Origin of the sequence: Cytobacillus mangrovibacter (assembly GCF_042865275.1) — a bacterium.
In the GTDB taxonomy this organism is placed as follows: Bacteria; Bacillota; Bacilli; order Bacillales; family Cytobacillaceae; genus Cytobacillus; species Cytobacillus mangrovibacter.
In genome coordinates this window covers 295,946-314,564 of the sequence record NZ_JBIACJ010000004.1, presented here as the reverse complement: position 1 = coordinate 314,564, position 18,619 = coordinate 295,946, and the positions used below count along the sequence as shown (strand labels likewise).

Below are 18,619 nucleotides of genomic sequence, written 5' to 3'. Positions count from 1 at the left end.
TCTCTATAAATACTGCCAATGATTAAGCGAATCCACAACATATGTCGGCTTTTTCTCATAACCAGATAACAATTGCTTGGTCGTGACTCCTGTATGAACGAGCAGTGTATCCATTCCAGCATTCATCCCAGCCAAAATATCCGTATCATAATTATCTCCTACCATAAGCGTTTCAGAACTTTTCGTTCCAAGCACTTGTAAAGCCTGTTCCATAATAATTGATTCTGGTTTTCCAATAAACAATGGGATCGTTTGTGTTGAAACTGTAATGACTGATGTTAGCGAGCCATTACCTGGAAGGAGGCCTCTTTCCGTTGGAATAGCGATATCCCCATTTGTTGAGATAAATGTGGCACCATTTCGAACAGCCAAGCAAGCAGTCGCCAGCTTTTCATAATTGATGGAACGGTCAATACCCACAACGACAAAATCAGCATTCTCTTCAGCGAATGTTAGCCCCTTATGAGCCAGCGCTGTCCGAATTCCTTCCTCTCCTATCACATACACAGAAGCATCCTTTTTTTGCTCATATATGTAGTTTGCTGTTGCCATGCTTGTTGTAAATACCTGCTCTGGATCTGCTGGTATCTCGAATGACCGGAGCTTCTCTGCCACTTGTTCAGGAGTTCTGGAAGAATTATTCGTAACAAAAAGGTATGGCAAATCCAACTTACGCAGCTGATTCACAAAGTCTGCTGCTTCTTCAATCAACTCTGTGCCTCGATACATTGTTCCATCTAAATCAATTAAATATCCTTTATATTTCCTCATTTGAATCTCTCCTGCCTTCTCATTAGCCTATTTTTAAACAATTATTAGATTTTGTGCAAAGTTTTGAATGGGTAAAGGTTGATTTCCGCTCCAGGCGTTCGTTTTCCGCGGGGTGGGCGCTGAGCCTCCTCGGCGCTAAAGCACCTGTGGGGTCTCAGCTGTCCCACTACTCCCGCAGGAGTCTCACGCCTTCCGCTCCAATCAACCATTCTTTTTGAGAAGAAGAAAACTTATTCAAAAACAATAATCTTTTAGAAAAGAACCACAGAAAAAGGTCGGATACATTCCGACCCTTTAAAAAAGTTTTTCCTATTTTCGAAAAGCTGATACAGGACCTAGCTCATTTAATAAGTATTCCCTTACGTTCGTTGGAAACTTTTTAATGACAGGTAAGTGTTCAGTAAATACCGCTAGGATTTCTTCGTAATTGATTTCTGTATACTCCTGTACAAGCATTTTTCGATATTTGATTATTTGTTTGCAGCTAACGGTTAGTTCCTCATGAATAACCTTTTCGTCATCCAAAATATCAATGATATCCTCATAACTTCCAGGGTCCCGCATAATAAATCCATCAATCATTGCGTTCCCGACATCAAGAATTGCCTCAATCATCATTTGTGTTGTCCGTGCCATTGCCGCTTTTTCAATCGGTGAATGCCATTCTTTTATCATTTCAAAAAGGGAAAATTGCTGTTCTAAATACTGGAGCGTTGTTTCTATCTTCTCCCTATCAACAAAATACATATCTCTCACCTTTCTTCAATTAGGATGATTTCAATCCTTTTTCTAGAGCTTTCGGACGAGCATAGAAATATCCTTGCGCCAAGTCCACTCTATTTCTCGATAGAACTGAAGCTTCTTCCTTATTTTCAATGCCTTCAGCCACAACAAGTGATCCTGCTTCTCTTGCTATTAAAAGAAGTCCTTGCAGCATCGATTCTTTAACTGAGTTTTTATCGATATCCTGAATGACTGAACGGTCAATCTTAATAATATCAGGCATAATTTCACTAATGGAATGCAAACTAGCATATCCAGCACCGGTATCATCAACCGCGATCCGAAAACCTAAAGTCCTTAATACCTTTATATTGTATAAAAAGTTGTCCATTCCATCAATGGAGTCTCTTTCAGTAATTTCGAGCGTAATTTGATGCGGAGAAATACTTTTGTTCTTTAAGAGCATCTTTTTAATATCTCTTATAAACCGATCATTTCCTAATGTAATCGGTGTAAAATTAATAAAGATATCCTGTGTACAGCCAGTTGCTTTAATTTGCTCCAATGTTTTCTCAAATACAATCATTTCAAGCTCATAAAGCATCCCCGTTTGTTTGGCAATAGAGAATAGCTGCAGCGGGCTTTCTAAGCCTGTGCCTTTTGGCCCTCGCGTCAGCATTTCCCATGCCTTCACCTCACCTGTAGCCACATTAATAATAGGTTGAGCAAGCATACGTATATCCTTCTGAGCGACTATCTTATTAACGGTATACAGCATATCATTGAATTCCGAACGAACTCGTTTTTCAGCCATTGCCAGTGCCTGCTGGTTCGCTTTTAATATTGCTTCCTGAATAGAATAATGCTTCTTTTCAATAAACATATAACCTGTATCAAAAATTGGCTGTGCTGCCGGCATTTCAGCATACAAGTTTTTCTCTACCTCGCGGATAATCTTTCTCATTCGCTTATCAATTTCTGTCACACAATGATGATTATGATCAATCGATAAAAACAAAGTCAGTCCATCACTAGAGTAATCATGGAGGGCAATGATATCATCTTCTTCGATTTCAAGTTTAATGACTTCTCGAAACGTCTTCTTTAGGCATGCAATAAATTTTGTATATCCCAGTTGGCCAAGCTGATTGGAAAGCTCACGCAAATTTTTGATTGTAAATACAACAATTGCTACTTCATTGCCACTTTTGAATGCTCGCTTAACCCCTTTTGTAATTGGATCACGAACAATAAACTGAGGCGGATAAAATCTCATTTTGGGTAATGGAAGAAAGATTTTCATCCATTTGCTAAAGCTCTTTAATACCCTATTGCATTGAAGGGCCATTTGCCTCATTCCTCTCAGGTGCGACATTCTACTTATTTTTATTTTATCACAAACCTAGCTTATTTTTCCGTAACTAGAAAGATTTATGGAAATAATAATTAGGAAAGTGAGAATTTCTTTTTGTTCTGTTAAGATAGAATGGAGGTTATCATTCATACAGGAAGAACATACTAAAAGGAGAACTTTACTTATGACTGATCGATTTTTTTTATATGATGAAATTGTGAACACGAGAACACGATTCGTTAGCTTTGTCGGAGAAAACCAACGTTTTGATTTAGCGATCATTCAATCTGATAGATACTATGGAAAACAAATAGTTCTTGATATTCAGGGGAGTCGCTTTGCGATTATTGGCCCGGATGATTTAGAAGAAGAAGGGTATTTAGAATATGCCTTTAATCTTTCTGAGGAAGATGCAGAAGAATTACGTTCCTTCCTGCTTGAGTTAGTATAAGCACATTGAATGAATGTCCTAATCATTACAAATAATAAAGGAGAATCTTCTAAATGAAGATTCTCCTTTATTATTTACTGTTTTCAAAAAGATTGTTGACAAAAAAAGTTAGTTGATTGGAGCGGAAGGCGCGAGACTCCTGCGGGAGGAGTGGGACAGGTGAGACCCCACAGGAGCGGATGCTCCGAGGAGGCTCACCTCCCACCCCGCGGAAAGCGAGCGTCCTGGAGCGGAAATCAACCTCTACACACTACATTTCCGTTAGCAACAATGTTGTCGAAAACAGCCTTATTATTTGAACATATCAAGGAGTGACTTGAATGGGTGATAAAGACCGAAGAATCTATACAGACTTTTCAAATGTCGAAAGTCAAAGAAATTTTCTTACAGCCGAAGAATATCCAGAAGGGGCATATGGTTCTCCTATTAATAAAGATGAGCTCGTACAAAATAAGAGCACTCCTTGGCTGCCTGGGCAACGAAAACATAGTGCTTATAATTACGAAAATAAAACATTGCATGAAGGGATGCCACGACAAATGGATGGAGCCCATCCTCCGCACGATGATCCTAATACAAGCACGCAATCACCCTACAACGATTATCAACAGTAAAATGAGGCAAGGACAACCAAATAATCAAAGTTGTCTTTGCCTCATACATCTTTACTTTTCCACTTTCTTTGCAACAAAATAGGCACAGCCAAAATTACAAAATTCATATAAGTATTCCGTTAATGTGCTGATTTTCGTATCAAAAGTTGCTTTTTGGTTTTGATCATCAAAAAAACCTCTTAATCTAAGCTGGCCATATCCCCAATCACCTACGATATAATCATATCTCGTCAAAATTTCACTATACCTGCCGCGAAATGCTTCCTCATTAAAGCCATCTCGCTTTTCTTCGATCACTTCATAGCAAACATTATTAATACAGACCATTTTTTCACCTCATTCAATCGAAATGCGAAAAGCGCTTACTTTATTTATTAAATTATAACTGATTCCCCATCAATTACTAAGAGAAAAAAATAATCACTTGGTAATTCTATTAATGAGGAGGTGCTTTTAATTGAAAAAATCATTGATTATTATCGGTATTTGCGGTCTCACTTCTTTAACTGCCTGTCAAAACAATAGCAATATGGCGCAGGATAGTCTTTATGAAGAAAGCGGGAACACGATCAATGTAAATGATCAGCGAGCTGATATTTATAATCGAAATAATGGATCAACCAATAAAAGCGAAGACTTTGGCTATGTTCGCCATCATAGAAGTCCAATCGTGGGTGAAAATGTCTCCTATGATCATTATGCAGCAATTGACCGAGAAAAAGTGGCTGACATTATTGGAAAGTATTGTACAGAGGTACCCAATGTGTACGATGTATCTACACTTGTAACTGATAAAGAAGTGATCATCATTTATGCCACAGATACTGATTCACGAAACCATACAGCCGATCAAGTGAAAAAGATGGCCATGTCTGTTGTCCCAAGCTGGTATAACATTTATGTAAGTGATAATACCGCATTAAGACAAAATGTGGAAAGCTTCGCCACATTGGATTCAGATAGCCGCAATGCGCATTTTGCCATTGACAAGCTAATAAAGGACATCCAAAAATCTCCTCAAGGAAAATAAATGAACAAAAGAGTTCGGCTCTACATTAGCTGAACTCTTTCTTCTGCATTACGCTTCTTTAATTTCACTCATGGCCTGTTTTCGCTGTGTGGCCGCATTTACTTGTTCATCCGCATGGTAAGAAGAACGGACAAGCGGACCAGCTTCACAATGACTAAAGCCTTTGCTTAAAGCAATTTCTTTCAATTCTTTAAATTCATCTGGATGATAATACTTTTGCACCTTTAAATGCTTCTTAGAAGGCTGCAAGTATTGACCAATTGTCATAATGTCCACGTGGTTCGCACGCAGTGCATCCATCGTTTCAATGATCTCTTCTTTTGTTTCTCCAAGTCCAATCATTAAGCTAGATTTCGTTGGAATATCCGGCTGAAGCTCCTTTGCACGGCGTAACAGTTCTAATGATCGATGGTATTTCGCACGTGCTCTTACTCTTGGCGTAAGGCGTTCAACCGTTTCAATATTATGGTTTAAAATATCCGGACGGGCATCCAAAAGAGTTTTTAAATTTTCGTATACGCCACCCATATCAGATGGTAAAACCTCAATACTTGTAAATGGACTTTTTCTTCGGATTGCTCGAATCGTTTCAGCAAAAACAGCCGAACCGCCGTCCTTTAAATCATCCCTAGCAACAGCCGTAACAACCGCATGCTTTAAATTCATCAATGCAACAGAGTCCGCCACTCTTTCGGGCTCTTGTAAATCCAATTCCGTCGGTAGGCCAGTTTTGACTGCACAGAAACGACATGCCCTTGTACAAGTGTCTCCAAGGATCATGAAAGTAGCTGTTCTTCTTTCGGCCCAGCATTCATGGATATTTGGACATTTGGCTTCTTCACAAACCGTATTCAGTCCTTTTTCTCTCATCATTTTCTTTAAGCTTGTGTAATTATCATTGGTGTTTAATTTTATTTTTAGCCATTCCGGCTTGCGTAAATATTCTTCTTGCTTATTCATACTATTTCCCACCCCATTTATAAAAAAATCAACATTTTCTTATACCTGATGTCACTTTATCATATGGGAGAATCAAGGACAAGTCGAATATAACAGCATTACCAATAATTGATGGATATGAATTTCTGGAAATCCCACAAACTAAATAGGCATACTAACGATGAAGGGAGGATTTTTGTGCGGCTCTTTCTCACAGTTTTTTTCACATTGTTGTTGTCAGTATCATTTAGTACGTTCGGGCAGGCTCAAACAAGCGAGCCCACTATTTACGAGCAGAGAATGGAATTATACAGAAGAATGGAATCCGTTTCACATATCCCCTGGTACTATCTCGCAGGGATTGACCAATATGAGCGGAACGTACGGCAAGCAAGAAAGGATATTCCAAAAGCAGAGGGACTTACAGGCATCTATTTCAAGCCTGAGGAATGGGCTGGCCCTTTAAATCCTGATCTATCTGATGACAATCCTATATCCATCCAGTTTTTCAATGGAATGGGTGTGGATGGGGATGGAGACGGTAAAGCATCCCTTTCAAGTGATGAGGATGTGCTATTTGCTTTCTCCCAATACCTTCTATCCTATGGAACCGACCATGATCATATAAAAATGGGCTTATGGGATTATTATAAACGAGATAAGACAGTCAGTATTATAATTGGCAAAGCAAAAATTTACAAAAAATACGGACGTTTAAACCTTGATGAGCATGCATTTCCGGTTTCGTTAAGAAGTAATTATAGTTATAAAAATACATGGGGCGCTGCACGGGGCTGGGGCGGAAGAAGAATGCATGAAGGAACCGATATTTTTGCCGATTACGGTGTTCCTGTTCGAGCTACCGCGTATGGAATTATCGAAATGAAAGGCTGGAATCGTTTCGGAGGCTGGCGAATTGGCCTTCGGGACATTAATAATAATTATCATTATTTTGCCCATTTAAGCGGCTTTGCTAAAGACTTAAAGCTTGGTCAAATTGTTGAACCAGGCCTGCTGATTGGCGGAGTAGGAAGTTCTGGATACGGACCGCCTGGTACATCTGGAAAATTTCCACCCCATCTCCACTATGGCATATATAAGGATAATGGACGCACAGAATGGTCCTTTGACCCCTATCCTCATTTAAGACTATGGGAGCGACAGGAACGTGCAAGAGCAAAGGCAAAGTAATCTCTAAAGACGAAAAACCCCAAACTTGGGGTTTTTCGTCTTTAAATTAATGTCCACCAAGGTAGGCATTTTTGATTTCTTCACTTGCTTGAAGTTCTGCTGCTGTACCAGAAACAATAACACGACCCGTTTCAATAACATAAGCGCGGTTAGCAATTGACAAAGCCATATGCGCATTTTGTTCAACCAATAGAATCGTTGTTCCATCTCGATTAATGTCTTCAATAATTTGAAAGATCGTTTTCACCATTAACGGTGCTAATCCCATTGAAGGCTCATCAAGTAAAAGGAGCTTTGGCTTTGCCATAATTGCCCTGCCCATCGCCAGCATTTGCTGTTCTCCCCCAGAGAGCGTTCCAGACAATTGCTTACGACGCTCCAGTAAACGTGGAAATGTTTTGTACACCTTTTCAATATCCTTTTGAATCTCTTTCTTGTCCTTTCTTAAAAAGGCACCAAGCTCCAGGTTTTCTTCAACTGTCATATTCGCAAAGACTCTACGTCCTTCTGGCACATGAGATATTCCTGATTTCACAATCTCCTGTGCAGGTTTTCCAGCAATCGAACTTCCCAAATATTGAATCGTTCCATTCTTTGGTTTAAGAAGTCCAGACAAGGTCTTCAGAAGAGTACTTTTTCCCGCTCCATTCGCTCCAATCAGAGTGACAATTTCCCCTTCATTTACCTCTAAGGAAACCCCTTTAAGTGCATGTATGTTTCCATAATAAACATTCATTTGATCGACGTTAAGCATGGTCGTTCGGAACCTCCTCTCCTAAGTACGCCTCGATGACTTTCGGATGATTACGAATTTCTTCTGGTGAACCTTTTGCAATAAGCTGTCCATGATCTAATACATAAATTCTTTCACAAATCCCCATGACTAAATTCATATCATGTTCAATTAATAAAATGGTCAAATCAAACTTATTTCGAACAAAGGCGATTAATTCCATTAGCTCCTTCGTTTCTTGCGGATTCATCCCAGCTGCTGGTTCATCAAGCAATAATAGACGTGGCCCAGCTGCTAAAGCTCTTGCAATTTCTAATCTTCTTTGCTGACCATACGGTAAATTTTTTGCTACTTCATCTTTGTATTGATCAAGATTAAAAATCTTAAGAAACTCTATAGATTTTTCTTCCATCTCTTTCTCCCCAGAAATATGTGAAGGCAGACGCAAAATAGAACTTAAAATAGAATGCTTTGCTAAAGAATGATAAGCTACTTTTACATTATCCACTACAGACAGTTCATTGAATAATCGAATATTTTGGAATGTACGGCTGATCCCTCTCCGTGTAACCTGATAAGGGGCTAGTCCATTCAGTTTTTTTCCTTCAAATTCAATACTTCCTTCGGTAGGTACATAAACACCTGTTAGTAAGTTAAAACATGTTGTTTTCCCAGCTCCGTTTGGTCCAATGAGCCCAATAAGCTCTCCCTGATGGATTTCCATATTTAAATCCGAAACAGCCTTAAGTCCTCCAAACTGGATGCCGGTATTACGAACCTGCAGTAAAGGCGTACTTCCCATACTAGTTACCCCCTTTCACACTCTTCACATTTTTCCACTTACCGAAGATATCTGTGATTTCTCGAGTCCCCATCAATCCTTGTGGACGATATAGCATAACGATTACAAGCACAAGGCTATAGATAATCATTCGCGTCTCAGGATAATCCTGTAAGAAGGTTGAAACGAGTGTAAGAAGGATAGCGGATATAACAGCACCAGAAAGACTGCCAAGCCCACCCAAAACAACAAAAATTAAAATATCAAATGATTTAAGGAAGCCAAAGTTTGTTGGCTGTATAATATAGAAGTTATGTGCATATAATCCGCCTGCAACCCCTGCAAAGAAGGAACCTAAGGCAAAAGCGATTACCTTATAATAAACAGTGTTAATTCCCATCGCATCTGCCGCAATTTCGTTTTCTCTAACGGAAATACATGCACGTCCATGTCTTGAATTTGTAAAGTTCATAATAACGACGATCGTAATAAATAGGCAAATGAAAGTGTACGTCCAATTCGTTAAGTGGGAAACTTGCATCCCTGCCGCTCCACCTACATAATCAATATTTAAGAATACGATCCGGATAATTTCTGCAAATCCTAAAGTAGCAATCGCCAGGTAATCCCCTTTTAAGCGAAGACTTGGAATCCCGACAATAAGACCAGCTAAAGCGGCTACAATCCCACCAACTAATATAGCAATTGGTAATGGCAGCTGTAATTTCATAGTGAATATAGCCGAAATATAAGCCCCTACTGCTAAAAACCCAGCATGTCCAATCGAGAACTGGCCCGTAATTCCGATGACTAGATGAAGACTGACTGCTAAGATGATATTAATGCCAATAAAAATGAGCGTATTAGAATAGAATTGATTTAAGATACCGGCGTTGATGAGAAGTTGAACCGTTCCATAAAGTACAATTGATAAAATTAAAAAGAGCCAAAATCCTTTTACCTTTTTCATAGACTTCCCACCTACACTTTCTCTCTAGCATTTTTACCGAAGATGCCCGACGGTCTGAATAAAAGAATTAATATAAGAATAATAAAGGCTGCCGCATCTCTCCATAGAGAGTAGCCTAATGCACTTACCACTGTTTCCACAACTCCAAGTACGAGACCTCCGACCATTGCACCTGGAATAATTCCGATTCCGCCTAAAACAGCCGCAACAAACGCCTTTAAGCCAGGGATAACTCCCATAAGTGGTTCAATTTTTGTATAATACACACCAAAGAATACACCTGCCGCTCCTGCTAAAGCTGAACCAATAGCAAATGTTGCAGAAATGGTTGTATTTACATTGATCCCCATTAAACGGGCAGCATCCATATCATGGGAAACAGCACGCATAGCCTTTCCAATCTTTGTTTGATGAACAATAAATTGTAGAAGGATCATTAGAATAATTGAGACAGAAAGAATTAAAATGGATTGACTGCTTATTTGTGCTCCAAAGAAGTCAAATGTTTTATTAGATAATACATTTGGATAAGCTTCAGGTTGTGCACCTCTAAAATAAATAACTACATATTGTATGAGAAGAGATAAACCAATTGCCGTGATTAATGCAGCAATCCGAGTGGCATTTCGAAGTCGTCGATAAGCAATCCGCTCAATCAGTACACCAAATAGAGCACAGACAACCATTGCCAGCAATAATGCAGGAAAGAAGCCTAGGCCCCAACCTGAGATGGCATAAAAACCGACAAAAGCACCAATCATAAAAACTTCGCCATGAGCAAAGTTAATTAATTTAATTATTCCATAAACCATCGTATATCCTAGCGCGATCAATGCATAGATACTGCCGAGTGAAATACCGTTTATTAATTGCTGTATCCATTCCATGAATTTTCACTCCCTCAACTAAAATGCGAAAAAAGCTTACACTCCAAAAACTTACATTTTTTGCACCCTTTTCAATAGAAATGGGAGGATAGATTATCCCCCCATTTCTCCAGCTTCTCTTAAGGATTAACCTTAGATTTGAAGACTTGCTTCCCATCTTTATGTTCTAAAACAGTCGCTGATTTAATTGGGTTGTGTAGTTCGTCAACAGTAACAATACCAGTTACAAGCGCTAAATCTTTAGTAGCTGCTAGAGCATCCTTAATTTTCGTTGCATCCGATGTACTGCCAGCACGCTTCATTGCATCTGCTAAGAAGTAAACTGAATCATAGCCAAGTGCATTAAATGCATCAGGCGACTTTCCATCATACTTTTCAGAGAAACTAGTTACAAATTTTTGAATCGTTTCATCTGGATCTTGTGCTGAGTAATGATTTGTTAAGAATGTGTTATTTAAAGCATCTGCACCAGCTAAATCAACAAGAATTGGTGAATCCCAACCATCAGCTCCCATAAATGGAACATCAATACCCATTTCACGAGCTTGCTTAATAATTAAGCCTACTTCTTCATAATAACCAGGGATAAAGATAAACTCTGGATTTGCAGATTTAATACGTGTTAATGTCGAACGGAAGTCCGTATCTTTTGCCACATAAGATTCTTCTGATACAACTTTTCCACCTGCACCTTCAAACGTTTCCTTAAATGAAGCTGCAAGGCCTTTTGCATAGTCACTCGCATTATCTGCATAGATAGCTGCATTTTTCACTTTTAAATCTCCAGAAGCGAAATTAGCTGCAACTGTTCCTTGGAATGGGTCAATGAAAGAAGTACGGAAAACAAATTCATTCACATCTCCATTTGTTCCAACTGTTACGTTCGGGCTCGTACCAGATGGTGATAATAGAATCGTTTTATTAGAATTAGCAATTTCAGCCTGTGCTACTGAATTTCCACTAGTAGCCGCACCAATAATAGCCGTTACTTTATCTTGGTTTGTTAATTTAATCGCTGCGTTCGTTGCTTCTGCAGCATCAGATTTATTATCTACTTTGATAATTTCGATTTTCTTTCCATCTACTCCGCCACTATTGTTGATTTCTTCAACAGCAAGCTCAATCCCTGCCGCTATCCCTTGTCCATATGAAGCAACAGGACCTGAAAGCTCAAGGTTCGCACCTATTTTAATGGTATCTCCACCACTAGAACCTTTTGAGCCTTCTGTACCAGCTTTTTCCCCACCGCCGCAGCCAGCTAATAATCCAGCTGCCAATGTTGAAGCCATAAGTACTGAAGTAATCTTTTTCTTAAAAAACATCCCTAATCCCCCTTTGTCTGATTGTTCCGATAATTAAAAGCGTAATCTTGCATTTGTATCTGGTTATACGCAGGCCCACACTCTCTCATAACCTTTTCAAATAGCCCGACCATACTCCTAACTTTCTGAAACAAAATGTAAAATATGATATTTTCTAACTACTTGCTCTAATCTAAAAATAGTATAATATTTTTAGAGTTATCTGTCAAAACAATATTTTAGCAAGATTATAATTTTTCAAAATATTTATTCTTTACAATTACATTAGAATTATTTTTTCTTCTATTATTTTTTTACTATCAAAACATTTGAAAAGGCTCTCTCAACATGAGAAAGCCTTTTCCTTTATATTATTTATGTCTCCTGCCAGTCCACTTTTGAAATTCTGCCAGCTATTATAGCAAAAAGAATAAGTAGAAGTGCAACTGCTAAGAGAGCAAGAACCGTACTGCCCGTAAATCCAATCACTAAATAGCCAATTCCTGCAATTATAGCTGAGGTCACAGCATATGGAATCTGCGTCATTACATGATCCATCAAATTACATCCTGCACCAGTCGCTGAAAGGATGGTTGTATCGGATATCGGTGAACAATGGTCACCAAATACAGCACCAGCTAACACGGCTGCTAAAGCCGGCAATAAGAGACTTACATCTGTTGCGGCTGCAATATCCCCAGCAATCGGAAGGAGTATTCCAAAAGAGCCCCATGATGTTCCTGTACTGAATGCCATAATACAAGCGATAACAAAAAGGATAAACGGCAGAAATGAAGAATTTAAATTTGTGCTATCTGCAATGCCAGCTAAATACTTTCCTGTTTCTAAACGTCCGATTAAATCAGCAATAGCCCAAGCAAATAAAAGGATATACACAGCTGGAAGCATCGACTTTGTCCCTGCCCAAACTCCTTTTCCTAAGACATTCCCGTTTACAGCTTTTAATATAACCACTTGACGGATAAAAAAGCCTAAAGTTACGATTAACCCGAGAAGCCCGCCTAGAATCAATGACTTGGTAACATCCGTATATTCAAAAATAGCTAGGATCGTTTTTTCCTCAGCCGCTTCATAGCCTGTCCAAAGCATTGTCCCAACTGTTCCAACAATTAGGGCAACAATCGGCCATACTAAATCCCCAACAGTTCCTTTTGAACTAGTCGGCAAATCCTCTTTCAATTCTCCTGCAGCTGGCTTTGAAGGATCTGTAACCAGTCCTTCCTTTACAGCACGCAGTTCATGCACTCTCATCGGTCCAATTTCCACATTTCTGAAAGCAACAATGAACACCATTGCCAAAGTGGCCCAAACATATAAGTTCATCGGAATTATTTGCATAAATGCAGAGAATGCGGAGTAATCTGTTATATTATGTGTTGCTAGAATCGTTCCGATTAACGCAATGATTGAAGCACCCCAGCTAGACACAGGTGAAACAACACATATAGGTGCTGAAGTTGAATCAATCAAATAAGCTAACTTCGCTCTTGATACCTTCTGACGATCAGTGATTGGCTTTGAGATTTGACCAACTGCAAGCGCATTAAAATAATCATCGATAAAAATGATAATACCTAAGACGGCTGTAACGATTTGTGCACCTATTCGGGATTTCACTCGCTTGATTGCCCATTCACCAAACGCTCGGCTTCCCCCAGAAATAGAAATAAAAGATGTAATAATCCCTAGTATGATTAAGAATAAAAGGATATAAATATTCGAGTAATTCATTTCCCCATCTGATACAAAGATGCCTTTTACCGAATCATAGATGGTACTTATGGTGCCTGTTATACTAAACTCTGCTAGTAATAGAGAGGCTGATACGATTCCTACACCTAAGGATATCAAAACCTTCCGTGTAAATATGACCATGATAATCGCCAAAAATGGCGGGATTAGTGAAAAAATGGTATTTTCCATTTTTGTTCCTCCTCTTAATTAGTATGAGATATACGTTTGAATACTAATCCTTTATTTAGAGGGAATTGATAATAATAGAAGAAAAATAAAAAAAGAATAACGATAGAGATTGTCTACCATTACTCTTTATTAAGTAATTAGATTCTCCATCACGTCCTGTAGCTCCCCAATATGAAGGAAATCAAGCACTTGGCCTCCATAATGATAGTGTTACCCTTATTCAAAGTAACCCCAACAAATTATTGTTGACACAATTCATTTGCTTCGGCAAAATTCCCTTTTAGCTGTAATCACTGTTGTCATCCTCACACAGCTTACTCTTGAATTCCGCGCCTCTACCCCATCGGATATGATAAGGTTTATTTAATTGTATATTACTATATCAGAATAACAGAATGCTGATAAGCTATTGTCATTAAGTATAATAAATACTTTTTATGAAGTTCCTCTTTATTATTGACAATTCTTGTTAACATTTCTGCTATCTAAAAAGTTGTGTCACAAGCAGTCACAACAATATTTAACTCTATTTTCAAGTCTAACTCATATGGCTCTACCTGTTCACCATCATGCTCCATAATTCGAATAATAGGCCGGTCACCTAGACCTGTATTTTGCCCAGAAACAATTCCCTTTCGGCCATCACTCAGTTCAACTGTTATCCCAACCGGGTAAATAGCAACAGCATAGCGGAAAGCTTCAACAACTTGCTTCTCAAACAATGTTCCTGAACCTGCATAAAGAATCTCTAATCCTTCATGCGGAAGCATCGCTTTCCGATACACACGATTGGAAGTTACCGCATCAAATACATCCGCCACAGCTATGATTTTTCCGAAATAATGAATATCCTTTCCTGAAATCCCTCTTGGATATCCTGATCCATTAATCCGTTCATGGTGCTGATAGGCACAATGAGCAACCAATAAGGGAATCGTTTGTACCTTCCTCAATATTTGAAAACCTGCCTCAGCATGTTCTTTTATCGCAATATACTCTTCTTCCGTTAATCTTCCCGGCTTTAACAATACATCTAAAGGTACTTTCAACTTTCCAATATCATGAAAAATGGCTCCTAAACCAAGGGTTTCAAGCTCCTTTGGTGAAAGCTTCAGCTCCATTCCGATCGCTAAAGAATAGAGCGTCACATTTAAGGAATGGGTAAATATATAATTATCGTAGGAAAAAGCATCAGAAAGCAGATTTATTAATTCCTTATCCTCCGCTAATTCAGCCATTAAAAAACGGATCAATTCTGATAGACGCCTCGAAGCTTTTTCAACAACGAAAGAATTGGTTAAGTTAGCATCCTTTTGAATTTCAAGGAAAATCGAATTAATTGTTTGAATCGCTTCCCTGCGAACTGGATCTGAAAGAGTGCTCTTGTATTGAATATCTTCTGTTTGATTATCTTTTATAAAGATATAACTAATACCCAAAGCTTGAAGACGCTGAATCATTCCTTCCTTCAGCACTACACCTTCGTTTAGTAATATTTGTCCTGTTTCATTATAAATAGCTCTAGCAAGAATTGTATCGACCTCTACAGATGTTGTTGTCACTAATCTCATAAATTACTCCTATACAATTTCCGTAGTTTTTTCATTTTCGTATTCATAAATAATCACCTTTATCCATCATACCTTTTTTCGCCAATAAGTGACAGATGCCACTGCCACTTTGTCGAAAAATATTGACAGTTTATTCATTTAAAGAATTTAGTAAGAATAAAAAAGGCAGCCGGAATGAACTTTCCGGCATGCCTTTTATATCATTTTAAGAAGGGCCTCTTTTCCTATCATACCTTTATGAATCCCTAACGATTCTGCTTCATAGGTAACAGATTCTAATGGTGCCTCCAGAAGCTGTTCGATCGTTTTTACACCCACAGCTCTGCCGGCAATTACTTTGCGATCCTTTAACTTCTCATTTAGCAACGCAACATCTAGGGCACCACACATGATATATCCTTTATCACTTGTTACAACAAGTAAATTGGTTTTTGGCAATTCCACCGAGACACACAGGAATGTATGGCCCTTTATATCAATCGGCTTTAAATCAATCATGATCTTACACTCCTTTCCTACCCACTACAAACTATGCTAGTGACTAAAAAAGCGTGTAATATCACCAAGCCTACTTTTATATTTCAAGTATCATATTCGTTGGCCCTACATGGATAGGCATTAAAACAATTCCAATTGTCTAGGGGCAAGATCGGTATATTCAAGATTCAACATTTGGATAAGTTGCTTGGCATTATCAGCAGCATCTCCGCCAGAATTATTGTTAAAAACTACATACACCTTCTTACATGCTTCATCTAACTTCTTCAAGTACTCTGCCCACTCAGCAAGCTCCTTGTCATTGTATCTATAAAGATAACGCACTTCTCTCCAGTTAGGGGCATTCTTCTTTTGCCAGCCATGTACATTCCGCCCATGAAATCTTACTAATACCTTTTCCGTATTGGCTGGTTCAAGCACAATCGGTATCGAACCTGCTCCTGCCTGCGGCTCATCACAAATAGTATGAATCCAGCCTTCATCCTTTATAAATTGGATCGTTTTTTCCTTATACTCTGGTTTATACCATGACTGGTGGCGGAATTCTATCGCACAAGGAAGTTCTCCCATTTGCTCCTTACACCAACGCAAATAATCTACATTCTTTCTTCTACAATCAAACCAAGGCGGAAATTGAAAAAGAACCATCGCCAACTTATTTTGATATGGTTCCAATGAATCCTTACATGCAGCAAACATCTCACCTTTATCTTTATAAGGGATCTCTCCTCTTTCATGACCTGTCATTCCCTGATAAGCCTTCACTATAAATTGAAAATTATCTGGAGTCTGCTCTACCCAGCTTTCTGCATTTTGTTTTGACTGGACTGCATAAAAGGAGGCATCTACTTCAACAGTTGGAAAATGACTAGCATATGTCATTAATTTATTCCGTTTAGCATCGGGATGAGTATAAAGGGTATGATGGTCCCCCCATCCAGTTACTCCAATTAATATCATGAAACACACCTCTATTTGGAAGGTTTACATTTATATTGTAACAAGAAAAAGGCCATTAGCCAAAAGAGGAATGGACTTATTGTATGTACAAGCGCATGAGGCAAAGACTATGTGAATTTGCAGTATTCCATGGAATATATCTGCTACGGGAAAGGAACAATTGTGGGCTTGGAAATAAAACTGTTTCATTGAAAACGTCTATGGGACATAGGCCGGGGGCGGGGAAAGATAATTGTCTCATAGAACACAACTATGGGACATGACAAGGGGATTGGTAATAAAATTGTCGCATAAAACAAATCTATGGGACATAAACCGAGGCGTGAAAAGAAAATTGTCCCATAGAGTAGATCTATGGGACAACAACTGGTGATATAGCAAGGAAACTGTCCTTGACAGTGTTTACAGCATTTTAACCGATGCTGCCTTCCATCTCGAATTTGATTAATCTATTCATCTCAACCGCATATTCCATCGGAAGTTCTTTAGTAAATGGCTCGATGAAGCCCATGACGATCATTTCAGTAGCTTCTTGTTCAGAGATTCCACGACTCATTAGATAGAATAATTGCTCTTCTGATACCTTTGAAACCTTCGCTTCATGCTCTAATGAGATATTATCGTTCATGATTTCATTATATGGAATCGTATCTGAAGTTGATTGATTATCCATGATTAATGTATCACATTCAATGTTTGCACGTGCACCATCTGCTTTACGGCCAAATTGGACGATTCCGCGGTATGTTACTTTCCCGCCGTGCTTAGAAATTGATTTAGATACAATCGTAGAAGACGTATTTGGTGCAAGGTGAATCATTTTTGCTCCAGCATCCTGGTGCTGACCTTTACCTGCAATTGCAATCGATAAAGTCATTCCACGTGCGCCTTCTCCTTTTAAAATAACCGCTGGATATTTCATTGTTAATTTCGATCCGATATTTCCGTCAATCCATTCCATTGTTGCATTGGCTTCACAAACAGCACGTTTTGTAACAAGGTTATATACGTTGTTTGCCCAGTTTTGGATCGTTGTGTAACGGCAATAAGCATCTTTTTTAATAACAATTTCAACAACCGCACTATGCAATGAGTTTGTTGTATATACAGGAGCTGTACAACCCTCTACATAATGAACATGTGCACCTTCGTCAACAATAATTAATGTACGCTCGAACTGCCCCATATTCTCTGAGTTGATTCGGAAGTATGCTTGTAGTGGTGTATCAACTTTAATTCCTTTTGGAACATAAATAAATGATCCGCCAGACCAAACAGCAGAGTTTAGCGCAGCAAATTTATTATCCGTAGGAGGAATTGTCTTCCCAAAGTGCTCACGGAAAATATCTTCGTTCTCACGCAGCGCTGAATCCGTATCCTTAAATACGATTCCTAGTGCTTCAAGATCTTCCTGCATATTATGATAAACAACCTCTGATTCGTATTGAGCTGAAACCCCAGCTAAATACTTTTGCTCAGCCTCAGGGATCCCAAGCTTATCAAATGTTTGTTTAATTTCCTCAGGTACTTCATCCCAAGATTTCTCCGTTTTTTCAGATGGTTTCACATAATATGTGATTTCATCAAAGTTTAATGACGCTAAATCTCCGCCCCATTGCGGCATAGGCATGTTGTAGAAATGCTCCAATGATTTTAAACGGAAGTCAAGCATCCATTGTGGCTCTTGCTTCATTTTTGAAATCTCTTCAACAATTTCTTTCGTCAAACCGCGTTTTGATCGGAAAATGGAAACGTCTTTATCGGCAAAACCATATTTGTAATCGCCAATCTCAGGCATCTTTTTTGCCATCGTCGTATTCCTCCATTCATTGAAATGCGTAAGCGCCTTGCTCACCCCCGACAAGCACAAGACGAGCCTCACTGAAAGGCGTTCTTTGCCT

At 38.8% G+C, this 18,619-nt stretch carries 19 protein-coding genes and 1 riboswitch; of the genes, 4 read left to right on the top strand and 15 right to left on the bottom strand.

The genetic code is table 11. The annotated features are described in order from the left end of the window. Nucleotides 1–3 precede the first annotated feature (3 nt). From ACFYKT_RS10065 to ACFYKT_RS10055, 3 genes are all read right to left on the bottom strand, one after another. Complete coding sequence (locus ACFYKT_RS10065) at nt 4–771, bottom strand: TIGR01457 family HAD-type hydrolase (RefSeq protein ID WP_389219080.1); 768 nt, start codon at nt 769–771, stop codon at nt 4–6. Between the two features lie 309 nt (nt 772–1,080). Then, nucleotides 1,081–1,518 (bottom strand): type VII toxin-antitoxin system HepT family RNase toxin, encoded by a 438-nt coding sequence (gene hepT / locus ACFYKT_RS10060; RefSeq protein WP_389219078.1) that lies wholly within the window; start codon nt 1,516–1,518, stop codon nt 1,081–1,083. Nucleotides 1,519–1,537: 19 nt separating this feature from the next. After that, nucleotides 1,538–2,842 carry an EAL domain-containing protein gene (locus ACFYKT_RS10055; protein WP_389219076.1) on the bottom strand — a complete coding sequence of 435 codons (1,305 nt, stop codon included), beginning with the start codon at nt 2,840–2,842 and terminating at the stop codon, nt 1,538–1,540. Between the two features lie 190 nt (nt 2,843–3,032). On the opposite strand from ACFYKT_RS10055, the gene ACFYKT_RS10050 reads away from it, so the two are divergent. Continuing rightward, nucleotides 3,033–3,299: a DUF3055 domain-containing protein gene (locus ACFYKT_RS10050; protein WP_389219075.1), complete on the top strand. Its 267-nt coding sequence runs from the start codon at nt 3,033–3,035 to the stop codon at nt 3,297–3,299. Between the two features lie 320 nt (nt 3,300–3,619). Then, on the top strand, nt 3,620–3,913 hold the full coding sequence (locus tag ACFYKT_RS10045; protein WP_389219073.1) for a cytosolic protein: 294 nt from the start codon (nt 3,620–3,622) through the stop codon (nt 3,911–3,913). Nucleotides 3,914–3,964: 51 nt separating this feature from the next. Here ACFYKT_RS10045 and ACFYKT_RS10040 read toward each other — a convergent pair whose 3' ends face one another. Continuing rightward, nucleotides 3,965–4,240, bottom strand: a complete 276-nt coding sequence (locus ACFYKT_RS10040) for a YutD family protein (RefSeq protein ID WP_389219072.1) — start codon at nt 4,238–4,240, stop codon at nt 3,965–3,967. Between the two features lie 130 nt (nt 4,241–4,370). On the opposite strand from ACFYKT_RS10040, the gene ACFYKT_RS10035 reads away from it, so the two are divergent. Beyond that, nucleotides 4,371–4,943: a YhcN/YlaJ family sporulation lipoprotein gene (locus ACFYKT_RS10035; protein WP_389219070.1), complete on the top strand. Its 573-nt coding sequence runs from the start codon at nt 4,371–4,373 to the stop codon at nt 4,941–4,943. A 48-nt stretch (nt 4,944–4,991) separates the two neighbouring features. Here ACFYKT_RS10035 and lipA read toward each other — a convergent pair whose 3' ends face one another. Beyond that, nucleotides 4,992–5,903 carry a lipoyl synthase gene (lipA, locus tag ACFYKT_RS10030; RefSeq protein WP_389219068.1) on the bottom strand — a complete coding sequence of 304 codons (912 nt, stop codon included), beginning with the start codon at nt 5,901–5,903 and terminating at the stop codon, nt 4,992–4,994. Nucleotides 5,904–6,080: 177 nt separating this feature from the next. Here lipA and ACFYKT_RS10025 point away from each other — a divergent pair, with 177 nt between their 5' ends. Continuing rightward, on the top strand, nt 6,081–7,073 hold the full coding sequence (locus tag ACFYKT_RS10025; protein ID WP_389219066.1) for a M23 family metallopeptidase: 993 nt from the start codon (nt 6,081–6,083) through the stop codon (nt 7,071–7,073). A gap of 46 nt (nt 7,074–7,119) precedes the next feature. Here ACFYKT_RS10025 and ACFYKT_RS10020 read toward each other — a convergent pair whose 3' ends face one another. The 10 genes from ACFYKT_RS10020 to sufB form a co-directional block, all read right to left on the bottom strand. Then, nucleotides 7,120–7,827, bottom strand: a complete 708-nt coding sequence (locus ACFYKT_RS10020; RefSeq protein ID WP_389219064.1) for an ABC transporter ATP-binding protein — start codon at nt 7,825–7,827, stop codon at nt 7,120–7,122. Continuing rightward, nucleotides 7,820–8,608 carry an ABC transporter ATP-binding protein gene (locus ACFYKT_RS10015; protein WP_389219061.1) on the bottom strand — a complete coding sequence of 263 codons (789 nt, stop codon included), beginning with the start codon at nt 8,606–8,608 and terminating at the stop codon, nt 7,820–7,822. The genes ACFYKT_RS10020 and ACFYKT_RS10015 overlap by 8 nt, the downstream gene beginning before the upstream one ends. A 1-nt stretch (nt 8,609) precedes the next feature. Further along, on the bottom strand, nt 8,610–9,557 hold the full coding sequence (locus ACFYKT_RS10010; protein WP_389219058.1) for a branched-chain amino acid ABC transporter permease: 948 nt from the start codon (nt 9,555–9,557) through the stop codon (nt 8,610–8,612). A gap of 11 nt (nt 9,558–9,568) precedes the next feature. Continuing rightward, complete coding sequence (locus ACFYKT_RS10005; RefSeq protein WP_389219055.1) at nt 9,569–10,444, bottom strand: branched-chain amino acid ABC transporter permease; 876 nt, start codon at nt 10,442–10,444, stop codon at nt 9,569–9,571. A 119-nt stretch (nt 10,445–10,563) separates the two neighbouring features. Then, nucleotides 10,564–11,766 carry an ABC transporter substrate-binding protein gene (locus ACFYKT_RS10000; RefSeq protein WP_389219052.1) on the bottom strand — a complete coding sequence of 401 codons (1,203 nt, stop codon included), beginning with the start codon at nt 11,764–11,766 and terminating at the stop codon, nt 10,564–10,566. Between the two features lie 354 nt (nt 11,767–12,120). Further along, a complete protein-coding gene (locus tag ACFYKT_RS09995) occupies nt 12,121–13,689 on the bottom strand; it encodes a Na+/H+ antiporter NhaC family protein (protein ID WP_389219049.1) in 1,569 nt (522 codons plus the stop codon). A gap of 151 nt (nt 13,690–13,840) precedes the next feature. Beyond that, a riboswitch (Lysine riboswitch) is annotated at nt 13,841–14,035 on the bottom strand. Between the two features lie 139 nt (nt 14,036–14,174). Then, nucleotides 14,175–15,260 carry an HD-GYP domain-containing protein gene (locus tag ACFYKT_RS09990; RefSeq protein WP_389219046.1) on the bottom strand — a complete coding sequence of 362 codons (1,086 nt, stop codon included), beginning with the start codon at nt 15,258–15,260 and terminating at the stop codon, nt 14,175–14,177. A 195-nt stretch (nt 15,261–15,455) separates the two neighbouring features. Next, on the bottom strand, nt 15,456–15,758 hold the full coding sequence (locus tag ACFYKT_RS09985) for a YunC family protein (RefSeq protein WP_389219043.1): 303 nt from the start codon (nt 15,756–15,758) through the stop codon (nt 15,456–15,458). Between the two features lie 120 nt (nt 15,759–15,878). After that, nucleotides 15,879–16,718: a DUF72 domain-containing protein gene (locus ACFYKT_RS09980; RefSeq protein WP_389219040.1), complete on the bottom strand. Its 840-nt coding sequence runs from the start codon at nt 16,716–16,718 to the stop codon at nt 15,879–15,881. 412 nt (nt 16,719–17,130) lie between these two features. Then, entirely contained in the window at nt 17,131–18,528 is a 1,398-nt protein-coding gene (sufB, locus tag ACFYKT_RS09975; RefSeq protein WP_389219037.1) for a Fe-S cluster assembly protein SufB, read from the bottom strand. Nucleotides 18,529–18,619: the final 91 nt, after the last annotated feature.

Coding starts and splice junctions, on each gene's coding strand:
- ACFYKT_RS10065 (WP_389219080.1), bottom strand. CDS start 771: ATGAGGAAATATAAAGGATATTTAATTGATTTAGATGGAACAATGTAT.
- hepT (WP_389219078.1), bottom strand. CDS start 1,518: ATGTATTTTGTTGATAGGGAGAAGATAGAAACAACGCTCCAGTATTTA.
- ACFYKT_RS10055 (WP_389219076.1), bottom strand. CDS start 2,842: ATGGCCCTTCAATGCAATAGGGTATTAAAGAGCTTTAGCAAATGGATG.
- ACFYKT_RS10050 (WP_389219075.1), top strand. CDS start 3,033: ATGACTGATCGATTTTTTTTATATGATGAAATTGTGAACACGAGAACA.
- ACFYKT_RS10045 (WP_389219073.1), top strand. CDS start 3,620: ATGGGTGATAAAGACCGAAGAATCTATACAGACTTTTCAAATGTCGAA.
- ACFYKT_RS10040 (WP_389219072.1), bottom strand. CDS start 4,240: ATGGTCTGTATTAATAATGTTTGCTATGAAGTGATCGAAGAAAAGCGA.
- lipA (WP_389219068.1), bottom strand. CDS start 5,903: ATGAATAAGCAAGAAGAATATTTACGCAAGCCGGAATGGCTAAAAATA.
- ACFYKT_RS10020 (WP_389219064.1), bottom strand. CDS start 7,827: ATGCTTAACGTCGATCAAATGAATGTTTATTATGGAAACATACATGCA.
- ACFYKT_RS10015 (WP_389219061.1), bottom strand. CDS start 8,608: ATGGGAAGTACGCCTTTACTGCAGGTTCGTAATACCGGCATCCAGTTT.
- ACFYKT_RS10010 (WP_389219058.1), bottom strand. CDS start 9,557: ATGAAAAAGGTAAAAGGATTTTGGCTCTTTTTAATTTTATCAATTGTA.
- ACFYKT_RS10005 (WP_389219055.1), bottom strand. CDS start 10,444: ATGGAATGGATACAGCAATTAATAAACGGTATTTCACTCGGCAGTATC.
- ACFYKT_RS10000 (WP_389219052.1), bottom strand. CDS start 11,766: ATGTTTTTTAAGAAAAAGATTACTTCAGTACTTATGGCTTCAACATTG.
- ACFYKT_RS09995 (WP_389219049.1), bottom strand. CDS start 13,689: ATGGAAAATACCATTTTTTCACTAATCCCGCCATTTTTGGCGATTATC.
- ACFYKT_RS09990 (WP_389219046.1), bottom strand. CDS start 15,260: ATGAGATTAGTGACAACAACATCTGTAGAGGTCGATACAATTCTTGCT.
- ACFYKT_RS09985 (WP_389219043.1), bottom strand. CDS start 15,758: ATGATTGATTTAAAGCCGATTGATATAAAGGGCCATACATTCCTGTGT.
- ACFYKT_RS09980 (WP_389219040.1), bottom strand. CDS start 16,718: ATGATATTAATTGGAGTAACTGGATGGGGGGACCATCATACCCTTTAT.
- sufB (WP_389219037.1), bottom strand. CDS start 18,528: ATGGCAAAAAAGATGCCTGAGATTGGCGATTACAAATATGGTTTTGCC.